The 13,195-nt window shown below is 35.1% G+C and carries 13 protein-coding genes; 2 read left to right on the top strand and 11 right to left on the bottom strand.

Annotation, left to right across the window (positions count from 1 at the left end):
• The first annotated feature begins 150 nt into the window (after positions 1 to 150).
• Positions 151 to 1,305: a PQQ-dependent sugar dehydrogenase gene (locus tag ACZ446_RS13090; protein ID WP_464392991.1), complete on the top strand. Its 1,155-nt coding sequence runs from the start codon at positions 151 to 153 to the stop codon at positions 1,303 to 1,305.
• A gap of 7 nt (positions 1,306 to 1,312) precedes the next feature.
• Entirely contained in the window at positions 1,313 to 2,446 is a 1,134-nt protein-coding gene (locus ACZ446_RS13095) for a hypothetical protein (RefSeq protein WP_464392992.1), read from the top strand.
• A gap of 49 nt (positions 2,447 to 2,495) precedes the next feature.
• Here ACZ446_RS13095 and ACZ446_RS13100 read toward each other — a convergent pair whose 3' ends face one another.
• The 11 genes from ACZ446_RS13100 to ACZ446_RS13150 form a co-directional block, all read right to left on the bottom strand.
• Positions 2,496 to 3,995, bottom strand: coding sequence for a diguanylate cyclase domain-containing protein (locus tag ACZ446_RS13100; RefSeq protein ID WP_464392993.1), 1,500 nt, complete (start codon positions 3,993 to 3,995; stop codon positions 2,496 to 2,498).
• Between the two features lie 156 nt (positions 3,996 to 4,151).
• Positions 4,152 to 4,784, bottom strand: a complete 633-nt coding sequence (gene hisIE / locus ACZ446_RS13105) for a bifunctional phosphoribosyl-AMP cyclohydrolase/phosphoribosyl-ATP diphosphatase HisIE (protein ID WP_464394412.1) — start codon at positions 4,782 to 4,784, stop codon at positions 4,152 to 4,154.
• Between the two features lie 97 nt (positions 4,785 to 4,881).
• Positions 4,882 to 5,646, bottom strand: coding sequence for an imidazole glycerol phosphate synthase subunit HisF (hisF, locus tag ACZ446_RS13110; RefSeq protein WP_464392994.1), 765 nt, complete (start codon positions 5,644 to 5,646; stop codon positions 4,882 to 4,884).
• A complete protein-coding gene (gene hisA / locus ACZ446_RS13115) occupies positions 5,639 to 6,367 on the bottom strand; it encodes a 1-(5-phosphoribosyl)-5-[(5-phosphoribosylamino)methylideneamino]imidazole-4-carboxamide isomerase (protein ID WP_464392995.1) in 729 nt (242 codons plus the stop codon). Before hisA ends, hisF begins: the two co-directional genes overlap by 8 nt.
• Positions 6,368 to 6,973, bottom strand: a complete 606-nt coding sequence (gene hisH / locus ACZ446_RS13120) for an imidazole glycerol phosphate synthase subunit HisH (RefSeq protein ID WP_464392996.1) — start codon at positions 6,971 to 6,973, stop codon at positions 6,368 to 6,370. It lies immediately after the preceding gene.
• Positions 6,974 to 7,561 carry an imidazoleglycerol-phosphate dehydratase HisB gene (gene hisB, locus ACZ446_RS13125; RefSeq protein ID WP_464392997.1) on the bottom strand — a complete coding sequence of 196 codons (588 nt, stop codon included), beginning with the start codon at positions 7,559 to 7,561 and terminating at the stop codon, positions 6,974 to 6,976.
• A gap of 12 nt (positions 7,562 to 7,573) precedes the next feature.
• Complete coding sequence (gene hisC / locus ACZ446_RS13130; protein ID WP_464392998.1) at positions 7,574 to 8,680, bottom strand: histidinol-phosphate transaminase; 1,107 nt, start codon at positions 8,678 to 8,680, stop codon at positions 7,574 to 7,576.
• A 54-nt stretch (positions 8,681 to 8,734) separates the two neighbouring features.
• Entirely contained in the window at positions 8,735 to 10,036 is a 1,302-nt protein-coding gene (gene hisD / locus ACZ446_RS13135; protein ID WP_464392999.1) for a histidinol dehydrogenase, read from the bottom strand.
• Positions 10,023 to 10,670: an ATP phosphoribosyltransferase gene (hisG, locus tag ACZ446_RS13140; protein WP_464393000.1), complete on the bottom strand. Its 648-nt coding sequence runs from the start codon at positions 10,668 to 10,670 to the stop codon at positions 10,023 to 10,025. The genes hisD and hisG overlap by 14 nt, the downstream gene beginning before the upstream one ends.
• Entirely contained in the window at positions 10,670 to 11,935 is a 1,266-nt protein-coding gene (gene hisZ / locus ACZ446_RS13145; protein WP_464393001.1) for an ATP phosphoribosyltransferase regulatory subunit, read from the bottom strand. Before hisZ ends, hisG begins: the two co-directional genes overlap by 1 nt.
• 220 nt (positions 11,936 to 12,155) lie before the next feature.
• Positions 12,156 to 13,148: an aldo/keto reductase gene (locus ACZ446_RS13150; protein WP_464393002.1), complete on the bottom strand. Its 993-nt coding sequence runs from the start codon at positions 13,146 to 13,148 to the stop codon at positions 12,156 to 12,158.
• Between the last annotated feature and the right edge of the window lie 47 nt (positions 13,149 to 13,195).

A 13,195-nucleotide genomic window follows, 5' to 3' on the forward strand; every position in this document is an offset into this window, starting at 1 on the left:
CTTAATTACATAATATCATCTCTTCGTTTCTAAAATGTAAATTTTAGATTAAGATCAGGTTAATAATTTTTAAGCAAATATTTTTGAATATTGAAACATTTATCTGATATAATTACTTTAAGTAGACAGACTCTTTTAAAGGAGGGTATTATGAAAAAATTATCTGTTTTGATTATTATCTTATTATTTATATTCTTAGCAATTAATCCAATCCAGGCAGAAATTGAAGTTGGGGAATTTCCACAACAGGTTGAAGATAATTTTATTCTAGAACCAGAAGCTATTAATTTTGAAATTTGGCAGCAGAATTTGAATGTCCCCTGGGAATTAGTTTTCTTACCACAAAGTAATCGAGCTTTAATTACAGAAAGAGATGGAAGAGTTCTTGAAATAATAGATGGAAATTTACAGCCAGAAAGTTATCTCAAACTAAATATTGTCTCCAGAGGAGAAGGGGGACTAATGGGAATGGCTCATCACCCAGATTTTCCAGATAATCCTTATATCTACTTAATGTACACCTATACTTCTACTGACGGGGAACAGTATAACAGGGTTTCTAAATTTAAAGATCAAGGTGATCGAGCTGTTGAGGAAGAAATTATTATTGATCAGATACCTGCTGGAAACAACCATAATGGCGGCAGGATTGCTTTTGGGCCTGATGGAATGTTATATATCACAACAGGTGATACTTTTAATAGAGAAATTGCCCAGGATTTAGATAATCTAGGGGGAAAGATTCTGCGTCTGACTCCTGAGGGGGATATTCCGGAAGACAATCCATTTGAAAATTCCCCAGTTTACAGTCTGGGCCACCGCAATCCGCAGGGACTGGCCTGGCATCCCAAAACTGGGAAACTTTTCATTTCTGATCACGGACCTTCTGGTGAAGATGGCTTAAGAGCAAAAGACAGAATTAAAATTGTTGAAGCTGGAAGTAACTTTGGCTGGCCGGATAAAATCGGTTATTTTGAAAATGGTGAATATGCAAATCCGCTGATTATGTGGGAAAACGCTGTTCCTCCTTCTGGTATTACATTTTATCAAGAAGATCTATATGTCGGAACTTTGCGCAGTCAATCATTAGTCAAAATTGTTCTGGCTCAAAATAATGAAGAATATAATATAAAAAGTATTGAACATCTCTTTAATAATGGTAGAGGAGATGCTGTTTATGGCAGAATAAGAACCGCTATAACAGGGCCAGATGGTTACCTCTACTTCTTAACCAATAATCGTGATGGTAGAGGACGTCCCCGTGAAAATGATGACAAAATTTTGAGGTTTAAAATAGAGGAGTGAAATAATAATGAATTCTCAGCTCAAAAAGGCAATAATTAATCATCAGCAAAAAGAAATTGAGTCTTATCTGGAAGAATTAGAATATGATAAAAGCTTTACTCTGGCATCTCTGATTGAAGATCTATTACCCCTAATGCTGATGGAATGCAGTCTTCGTTATGGTTCTTTTCATTTTGTGAAAATGAGTCTTTTTTTAAGAGAACTTTCTCAAAAAAAATATTTTTCTAGAGACTCTGAACTTAAAATTACTGAAGTTGTAATCCGAGGATTAGCTGAAAGGCATTTTATTAATATTGAAGCTGGAAGTGGGGGTTATAAAGAAGATCAGATAAATCCAAAAACCTTTGCTAAACTAACTGAAGAAATTAATAATGGAAATAGTCATAATGCTTTTTACTATGCTCTAGGTATTCTGGAAAAAAAGCCTGCTGAACTAAAAGAGCATCTCTTAAATCTTGGGATGGAAAGAATTCCGGACAGCCTGGGACACAGCCTAAGCTGTTTTTTCCCGGTGATGAGAGATATAGTTAGCCACCACCAGGATGTTTCGGCAGCTGCAGTTTTAAGTTATGTTATGTATCTGAGCCGTTACAGCTATCAGAACAAATATAATCCGGGTGAAGATCAACGTAAAAAACTAACTCAAGAGAATCTTGAGGATCTAGGCCTAAAGGCAGCTTCTGGAAGCGGCATTGTTAATCTACACCACATGATTACCTATTATACATTCTTTATGCTGCAGGACAGCTCATTTTATCAAAAATTTCCACCATACAGCATTTTAGAAAATTACTTTGGAAATAAAAAAATTGACAAAAAAAGATTAGAATTAACTTCACTAAATGATCAGAAAAATGAGATTGCAGAAAGTTATCAGCAGTTTAAAGATAACTTTTCTCTGGTAAATTATCAAAATGATCTATCTTTTCTCTTTAATAATTTAGATAAAAATTATAAAGAAACTGTCAGTCATCTCCATCGTCTATTTGCTGAGTATTATAGACCCAGCTGGAATCCTCATTATTATACTGGCCTTTATTGTGCACTTGGACTATATAAATCAGAAAAAATTAATGAACCAAAAATTAAAAAAATGGCTGTTATTCAGGCGGTTGAATATTTTACTAATAATGTGCTTTGATAGTTAAAAAGCCTTCTCTATTATAAAAAATAGAGAAGGCTTTAATATTTTAGTTCTTACCCAGTTCCTTATCATTTCTTTTTGCTTTATACATTGCTAGATCAGCATTTTTAATTAAAGTATCTAATTCGCTGCTATCATCAGGATAAAAACTAATTCCAGCACTGATACTAACATGAATTTTCTCTCCATTGATGATTAAAGGTTTTTTAAGATCTCTAATTAATCTTTTTGCCACTTTAATTATTTTATCCTTAGAACTCAAATCAGCAAGAGCCACTACAAACTCGTCCCCACCCATCCTAGCTTTTAAATCCTTTTCTTTTAAACTATTCTTCATTCGAGAAGCAATATTTATTAAAACCTGATCACCAGTATCATGGCCATAATTATCATTAATTAATTTAAATTTATCAATATCTATAAAAAGTATACCGATGTTGTTCTTTGAGAAATCAGCCTTTTCCTTCAGTTTCTTTAATTCATCTAAAAAACATTTTCTATTTGCTAAACCTGTCAATTTATCATGATTAGCATGATGCTCAAACTGCTTTAGTAAGTAAACCACAACTGCTATAAAAGCAGCAAATAAAGATCCAAGTAACACTATATTTATTATAAATAAATATTTATGTCTATCTATTTCCTGTTGCATTATCTGGTCATTATAAACAATACCTACTACATAAGAATTCCATCCCTGCTGATTTTCTTGATTACTTATTAAAGCAGGAAAAAAACGGTAGCTGTGCTTAATCCCATCTGTAGTCTCTACACTTTCCTGCAGGGAATTATTGATTACTGCCTCTCTTGCTAATTCTTCCTCAAATTCTGGAACATCTGGATTTAAATATGGTCGTTTACTGGCCCTCAATTTAGCAACTCCATAATTTATTGGTTCTACACTATAAAAAGCAATATCCTCAACCATCTCATATTCTTCAGTTAAAGCTGCTGCATCTTTAAATAAATTTAAGTTATCAAAAGAAGGATACTGATCTTCGATACTTACACTAAGCTCAAATAAATACTGATTATCAGGACTTGGCATGTAGCTGTACTTTTTAATTTCTCCGGCTTGAGTAGAAAGGTCAATCCTATCAACTTTAAACTCACTGCCTGCCATCCTTTCTCTTAAGACAGTCGCAAAACTACCAAATTTTGAAAAATCAAGCCCTAAATCTTCCTTATAAGTAGTCTTAATAATTTTTAAATCTTTGTTTACAATGTAGATATCATAACCGGGAAAAAGCTGCTGCAGCTCTTCTAGATCCCAGCTCATCACATCAGAATTCTGCTGATATTTTTCTACCATAACTTCCGAATAATCTCTCATCTCCTGATTTAACTGCTTCTCAACAATTTTATAAGCATCGTTGATGTAATTAACAGTTTGCAAAATATTTTTCTCAACCAGCTCTTGTTGACTTTGGTATTTATCTTTTACAACTCCTTTAATATTCCCATACTGTGCTGAAAAAATATAGATCATTATCAAAGCCAGCAGTGTAATTATTATGTATTTGAGTTTGCTAAGTAATTTTTCCAATTTGTTCCCTCCTGGAGATGAGTTAAAATTCTTGCTTCTTAAAATCTATAAATAATAAAAATAGAAGTTTTACTATATTATAGCATAAGAATATAATAAAAGTAAAAAGAACCGAGAAAAGGATAAAATATCCAGATGCTCGGTACTAATTACATATTATTTATGCCGCTTTTTTAACTCAAACCTAACCTGATCAGGTTCTATTCCTCTTTCAGCCAGCAAAACCAACATATGATAAAGCAAATCTGCAGATTCATAAATCAGCTCATTATCAGGTTCATTTTTGGAAGCAATTATTACCTCAGCTGATTCTTCACCAACTTTCTTTAAAATTTTATCAATTCCTTCTTCAAAAAGATAAGTTGTGTAAGAACCCTCAGGCATTTTCTTTTTCCGATCTAAAATTAAATTATAAAGAAAATCTACTATATTCTTTGTTTCAAAATCGACTTCAATCTTCTGAGCCTCCTGCTGCAGCTCCATCATTTCTTTAGCTTTAGTCTCAGTTTCTTCTGCTATTTTACGATAAAAACAGGTCTCCTTTCCAGTATGGCAGGCTGGGCCTGTTGGATTAACCAAAAACAAAATTGTATCCTGATCACAGTCATAATAAATTTCTTTAATTTCCTGAGTATTACCTGAAGTTTTACCCTTATGCCACAATTCCTGGCGGGAGCGGCTGTAAAACACTGTTTCCCCTTTGTCTAGACTTAAATTGAGTGATTCCTCATTTACATAGGCCACCATCAGTACCTCTTTAGTCTGATAATCCTGAACAACAGCTGGCATTAACCCCTGCTGATTAAATTTAAAATCTATATCTTCTAACTTATCTATTATTTCAAGCACTAAACCACCCTTTCCTCTATAATTTAATGAATTTATTTTATTCAGTTCGAACTGGAATATCTGCTTTTTCAAGCTCATCTTTGACATCTTTAATAGCTATCTCTCCAAAATGAAAAATAGAAGCTGCCAGAGCTGCATCTGCACCTGTTTCTTTAAAAATATCTATAAAATGCTGAATGCTGCCTGCTCCTCCTGAGGCAATTACCGGAATATTTACTGCCTCTGTTACAGCTTTCAGCATCTCTAGATCAAAACCTTCTTTAGTCCCATCAGCATTAATGCTGGTTAAGAGAATTTCTCCTGCCCCAAGCCGTTCCAGTTCTTTGACCCATTCAATTAAATCAATGCCTGTTTCTTTACTGCCGCCGTGAATAAAGATTTCCCAGCCTTCGCCTGAAACCTTTTTGGCTGCATCAACTGCTCCAACAATACACTGAGAGCCAAATATTCTGGCTCCTTCCCTGACCAATTCAGGATTTTTTACTGCAGCTGAATTAACCGAAACCTTGTCTGCTCCAGCCCGCAGGATAAACTGCATATCCTCTACAGTTCTAATTCCTCCCCCAACAGTCAGCGGGATAAAAACCTGAGCTGCCACCTTCTCTACCAGCTCAGCCAGAGTTTTACGCTTTTCTTTAGTTGCAGTGATATCCAGAAAAACAAGTTCATCTGCTCCCAAATCATTGTATTCTTTAGCTGATTCAACCGGATCTCCAGCATCTCTTAAACCAACAAAATTTACACCTTTGACAACCCTGCCATCTTTAATATCCAGGCAGGGAATAATTCTTTTTTTAAGCATTATTTTCACCCAACTTTTTTAAAACTTCTTCTAAATCTACTTTTTTCTGATAAATAGCCTGACCGGTAATTGCTCCATAAAAATCTTCAGCTGCTAAATCATATAAATCTTGATTAGAGCTGATTCCACCTGAAGCAATAATCTTCAGCTCAGTTTCTGCCTTCAGTTTTCTTAAGCCAGCAAAATCAGGCCCTTTAAGCATTCCATCCCGACCAATATCTGTATATAAAATATATTTAACACCTAGGGCTTCCATCTCTCTGGCAAAGTCAAGCATATTTTTTTCGCTTGCTTCCAGCCAGCCTGAAGTTGCTACCTTACCATCACGAGCATCAATACTGACTAAAATACTTTCTGCTCCAAATTCTCTAATAATATCTGCCAGCAATTCAGGATTTTTAATCGCTAGAGTCCCTATTATGACCCTCTTCACTCCGATATCTAAAAGCCGCTTAACATCTTCTTTTTTTCTGATTCCACCACCGGTCTGAATTTTAAGATCAGCTGCTCCCGCAATTTTTTTAATCACAGCATAATTCTGACTTTCTCCTGCAGCTGCTCCATCTAAATCAACTAAATGCAGCCACTCAGCACCTTTTGCTGCGAAATCTTCTGCAACAGCCAGCGGATCCTGGCTGTAAACTGTTTTTCGCTCAAAATCTCCCTGTTTGAGCCTTACTACTTCACCTGATTTTAAATCTATTGCAGGCAGTACTATCATCTATAACAACTCCCTAAAATTCTTTAAAAGTTTTATCCCATTATCTCCACTTTTTTCAGGATGAAACTGTAATCCAATAACATTATCTTTTCTAACAACTGCTGGTACTGTTGTTCCATAAGCTGCTGTAGCCAGTACATCATCTGTCACCTGATCCAGCTGGTAAGAATGAACAAAATAAAAATGAGGATTTTCTGGTAGTCCCTCAAAGAGAGGATCATTCTTTATTATCTCGAGCTGATTCCAACCCATATGAGGAATTTTCAAGTGGCTGTCCAGCTTATGAACCTCTCCTTTAAGTAATCCTAAGCCTGGAGTTTTTTCTTCTTCATAACCTTTTTCAAAAAGAAGCTGCATCCCCAGACAGATTCCCAAAAAAGGTCTGCCGCTGGCTGCAAATTTTTCAATAAAAGTAATAAAATTATTATTTTCAAGCCGTTCCATTGCTCCCGGAAAGGCACCAACTCCAGGCAGTACCAGTCCTGAATATTTATTAACTTCCTCTATCTTTCCTTTTTCTAAAATGACTGTCTCTTCACCCACAAACTCAAGTGCCTTTTGAATACTGTTTAAATTACCAGCACCATAATCAATAATTGCAATCACTTAAAGCACACCCTTTGTCGAAGGAATTTTATCTGATTCAATTGTGACTGCAGCTTTTAAAGCTCTAGCCAGTGCTTTAAAAACAGCTTCAATCTGATGATGGCAGTTATCACCGTGTAAAATTTCTAAGTGGAGAGTGATTCCAGCATTAAAGGCAAAGGCCCGCATAAATTCCACAACCATTTCTGAAGGGAAGTCTCCAACTATTTCTCTGGTAAAGGGAAGATCTTTATACAAATAAGGACGGCCGCTAATGTCAACAACTGCCCTTACCAAGGTTTCATCTAAAGGTACTAGAGCGCTGCTGAAACGAGCTATACCTTTTTTGTCTCCTATTGCCTTCGCAAAAGCCTTTCCCAGAGCAATCCCTGTATCTTCAATAGTATGGTGAGAATCAATGTGAAGATCACCCTTAACAGAAAGCTCTAGGTCAATATTCCCGTGTCTGGCAATTTGTTCAAGCATATGATCAAAAAAGCCAACACCAGTTTTAATCTCACTTCTACCTTCTCCATCCAAATTCACACTGGCGATAATTTCAGTTTCCTTAGTTTTTCGCTGCTCAACTGCTACCCGATCTCTACTCATAATAAACCACTCCTAGTTTTTCTGCTTAAATTCTGAAAAAGCTTTTAAAACAGCCTCATTTTCTTCTCTACTGCCAATAGTAATTCTAATCGCCGAAGATTCTTTATTAAAAGATCTAATTTTAATTCCCTTTTGATTTAAAATTCTTTTAAAATCCATAGTTTTTGGACCCTCTATGTAGAGAAAATTGGCCATTGAAGGATAAAGCTGCCACTTTTGATATTGGTTGAGTTCCTGATAAAGCCTCTGGCGTTCTTCTTTGATAAAATTAATTCTTTCTTTTATAATATCATCATTTTCTAGTATTAAACAAGCTAATATGTCAGTCAAAGAATTTAAGTTGTATGGTTTTAGTACTTTTTTTAATTCTTCAACCAGGACTTTATTCCCATAAAGATAGCCAAAACGAATTCCTGCCAGTCCAAATGCCTTAGAAAAAGTTCTACACACAGCTAAATTGGGATATTTTTTTACATCTGACATAAAATCAAGTTCACTAAAATCTGCATAGGCTTCATCAACAATTACAGGACCAGAAAAATAATCTGCGGTTTTTAAAACCATTTCTTTGTCCACAAGCTCACCAGTTGGATTGTTAGGAGAGCAAAAAATAATTAGTTTAGGGGTTAATTCATCAATTTTTTCTTTAATAGTTTGATAATTAAAATCTTCTACTAAGGGGAGAGCTTGATAGCGGCCTCCACTTAACTTAGTAAAATATTCGTACATTGAAAAGGTTGGGCTCTGTGAAATCACAACATCACCTGGCTCAACAAAAGTCCTAATCAATATATCTAAAATTTCATCTGAACCATTACCAATTAATATTTCCTCAGCAGTGACATTTTCACTAAGTTCTCGGCTCAAATAAGCAGCTAAAGTTTGCTGCAGACGTTCAGAATATATTTCCGGATAGCGGTTAATATCATGCTGGTCAAATTTTTCTTTAAATTTTTCTTTAATTTCTTGAGGCAGATCAAAGGGAGACTCATTCCCTGATAAATTTATTTCAACCTCAAAGTTATCTTTTTCCCCTCTGTAAGGGGACATTGCTTTAACTTCATCTTTAAGCAGTGCTTTTAGTGCTTTTTCTTTTTTATTTAAATTATTACTGCTCATTTTTTCCTCCTCCAGTTTTCGCATAATAATACATAAATTTTATTAATAAAAAATTTAACTTTTATTTCTGATTCGAACTGAATTGGCATGTGCATCAAGTCCTTCACCCTCAGCAAGACAAATCACATCAGCACTAGCTTCTTTAAGTGCTTCCTGGCTGTAGTGAATAAAACCTGAATATTTAACAAAATCTCTAACAGATAGCGGAGAAAAGAATCTAGCAGTCGAATTTGTTGGCAGCACATGATTAGGACCTGCATAATAATCTCCAATTGGCTCCGGGGTATATTCTCCTAAAAAGATAGACCCTGCATTTTCTACTGCAGGCAGCAGCTCAAATGGATTTTTAACTGCTAATTCTAAGTGTTCTGGTGCAACTAAATTTATCATCTCTAAGGCAGCCTGCTGATCTTCAACTTCAATCATCAGCCCAAAATTTTCAAGTGATTCTTTAATAATTTCTTTTTTACTCAGTTCAGCAATCTGCTTTTCTAATTCTTTTTCAACTTCTTCGATTAACTCTGGTGCATCTGTAACTAAAATTGAAGAGGCTAGTGGATCATGTTCAGCCTGACTCATCAGGTCAGCAGCTATAAAAGCTGGATTAGAATCCTTTTCGGCCATAATCATAATTTCACTGGGACCGGCAATCATATCTATTTTAACCTGACCAAAGACCAGTTCTTTTGCCATTGATACATAAATATTACCTGGGCCAACAATAATATCCACCCCTGGAATTGTCTCTGTACCATAAGCTGCAGCAGCAACTGCCTGAGCTCCTCCAACTTTAAAAATACGATCTACACCAGCAATATCTGCTGCTGCTAAAATAACCGGGCTTATTTTCCCATCTTGATCTGGAGGAGTCAGCATAACTATCTCTTCTACCCCCGCTACCTTTGCTGGGATAACAGTCATTAAGACTGAAGACGGGTATGCAGCTCTACCACCTGGAACATAAACCCCTGCTTTTTTAAGCGGCTGACAAATCTGACCGGTTATAATGCCCGGTTTTTTCTGCTTCTGCCATGAACGATCTTTTTGTTCAGCATGAAATTCTTCAATGTTAGCAGCAGCATTTTTTAAAGCCGCGATAAAGTCAGATTCAACTTCTTTTACCGCCTCTTTTATTTCTGCTTCTGTCACCTCAAGTTCTGAAGCTTTAAATTCAACTCCATCAAAACGAGCAGTATATTCTAAAATTGCCTGGTCACCATTAGCTTTAACATTTTTTAAGATATCTGCTGCAATTTTTCTGTATTGGCTAAGATTATCACCAGAACGACTGTCCAGCAGCTCTTTTACCTGGTCAATATTTTTCCTGCCGTCTTTAATTCTTTTAATTTTTAGCATTTTCACCATCTCCATTTACAACTTCATCCAGGGATTCTATAATTGATTCGATTTCCTGCTGTCTTGTTTTCATACTAACCTTATTCACAATTAAACGAGCTGATAAATCTCTGATACTTTCATAAACAACCAATCCATTTTCCTTTAAAGTTCTTCCTGTTTCAACAATATCTAAGATAGTATCTGCCAGGCCGGTCAATGGTGCCAGTTCAATTGAACCATTAAGTTTAATTATTTCAACTGGTTCTCCTCTGCTTCTAAAATAACGCCGGGTAAAATCTGGATATTTAGTTGCCACTTTTCTCTCCAAAAGGGTATCTTTACGATCTGGTAAACCAGCTAAGGCAAATTCACAGACACCATATTTTAAATCTAAAACCTCATATAAGTCACGATTTTCTTCTAATAAAGTATCTTTACCAACTATTCCTAAATCAGCAGTACCATATTCAACATAAATTGGAACATCTGCTGGTTTGACAAGTATAATTTCTAGCTTTTCACTTTCTATTTCAAAAATTAATTTACGTGATTTAAGCATATTTTCAGGCAAATCATAATCTGCCTGTCGAAAAAGCTTAACGGCTTCTTTGGCCAGTCTTCCTTTAGCCATGGCAATACAGAGATTATCCATTATTCCCACTCCTCTATTTTATTTAAGATAAGATATTCGAGTGCTTCTTTTTTATTTCTCTTAATTTTAGCAGTTTCACCACTGTACTGTTTTAACTCCAGGCTCTCACTTTTTAAATAAATTTCAAAGTCTACCTGCTGAAAATCTAAATATTCTTTATCTGCATTATTATATACTTCTGTTACAAAACCAGCATTTCTAAGATCTTCTGCCAGTTCATAGGAAAGTTTAAGATCACTTTGATCAGTATATGCTATTAAAAATCTCTTCTGTAAATTTTCACTAAAATTTTCTGTCCTATTTAAATAGTCCAGTAAGTTTTCAATTTCTAAAGCAAAACCAACTGCTGCTTCTTCAAGGCCAAATTTTGCAGTCAAATTATCATAACGACCACCACTAGCAAGTAAATTACTATAACCCTTTGCATAGCCCTTAAAAATTAAACCTGTATAATATCCGTGCCGAGAAATTAACATTGGATCAAAAGTAATATATTTTAGAGAGTCAAAAACCTCTAATTTATTGAATAATTCTTCCAAGTTTTTGAGTGCTTTTTTAGTTTCAGCTGACAGGGGCATATTTTCTAATTCTTTAACAACCTTTTTGGGATCACCAAACAGTGAAGGTAAACGCAATAGAACTTTTTCAGCATCTGCTGTTAGTTCTATATTTTGAATATAATGTTTAATTCCAATCCTGTTTTTAGCAGCTAAAAGTCGGCGCAGCTCTGTTTTTTCAACTTCAGCAATTTTTAAATCTGCAAAAATTTCATTAATTAAATCAGCGTGTCCTATATCAATCAGCGGTTCTGCTACCCCAACTTTTTTCATTGTTTTCAGCAGCAGTAATATCATCTCTAAATCAGATTCTAAGCTAGCTGAACCTATTAGCTCGACCCCTGCTTGAGTTTTTTCTTTCAGGCTCAAGCTTTGAGAACTTTTTGATTGAAACGCTGAACTTAAATAAGAAAATTTAAGTGGACGAGGGCTATCCTGAAATCGGCTTGCAGCCAGCCTCGCAATCGGCATTGTTAAATCAGGTCTTAAAACCAAAATCTGTCCTTTATCATCAACAACTTTAAACATCTCATTTTTATCTACCAGTCCCTCAACCCCAGCATACAGTTCTAATGATTCAAGTGTTGGAGTGATAACTTCCCTATAGGCATTAGCTTCAAAGACTTCTCTAATTGCCTGATAAATAGCCCTTCTTTTTCTGAGCTCTGCTGGTAAAATATCACGGACCCCTTCTACAAATGCATTCATCTATTTTGCCTCCCTTTATATTTTAGTGCTTTATCATAGTAAAGTATTAAAATGTTGTATCTATTATATTTATAATTTATCTAACTGTCAAGCTATTTCAGTTATTTCTTTATTGTCTTAATTTTAACACTATTTTTATTAAATTTAAAATAGAAAAAGATCTGCCAAAAAAATCGTGACAGACCTTATTATTTGAAATATTTTTTAAAAAATATCTAAACTAAAAATAACTAATATTCTCCTGTTCTTCTAATCTATCAGTTGCTGGTGGAGGAGTTACTGAAAGATCAGTAATTTCTTTTCTCCACTGATCAGTCATTTCTATGTCTAAAGCTCCCAGTGAACCTTTTAATTGTTCTGTATTACGGGCACCAATAATCGGAGCCGTAATAGTTGGATTGTTCATTACCCAGGCTACTGCTAAAGAGACAGGATCTACTCCTCTTGCTTCTGCATGATTACTGAAATCTTCAGCTATCTGGTAATACTGTTTTAAACCATATCTTTTAGCATACATATCTCTCTCAACTAATCTTCCCTGCTTCGGCTTTTTATCTTTTCCATATTTACCAGTTAATAGCCCGCCACCTAAAGGACTGTATGAAATAACACCTAACTCTTCTTCCTCAGCCATTGGCAGTATTTCAACTTCAGCCTGCCTTTTTGCAAGGTTATACATCGGCTGTATGCATTCAAAACGGGCAAGGCTTTCACGCTTTGAAATACCTAAAGATTTTTCTATCTGCCAGGCTGCCCAATTACTAACAGCAGGGTATAATATCTTACCTTCTTTTACTAAATCATCAAGTGCTCTCAAAGTCTGGGCCATATCAGTCTTAGAATCAAAGCTATGTACAAAATAAAAATCGATTCGATCAGTTTTCAGTCTTTTTAAACTTTCTTCTACACCTAATTTGATATGCCGTCTGGAAAGTCCTTTGGCATTAACATCTGCAGCAGTTTTGCCAAAAACTTTAGAACTAATAACTAATTCGTCGCGGCAGTTATTTTCCTGAATAAATTTACCCAAAAGTTCTTCAGAACGGCCTTCATTATAAACATCAGCAGTGTCAAAAAAGTTAATACCGCGCTCACGTACAGCTTTAAACATTTTTCTAGACATTTCTTCATCAGCAATCCCACCAAATGGCATTGTGCCAAAACAAAGTGGAGAAACCTGAACTCCAGTTTTACCAACTGTTCTATATTCCATCATTTATCCCTCCCAAATTTTCACCTTACTATTACCATTATATTCAA

The organism is Halanaerobium sehlinense (assembly GCF_055379485.1).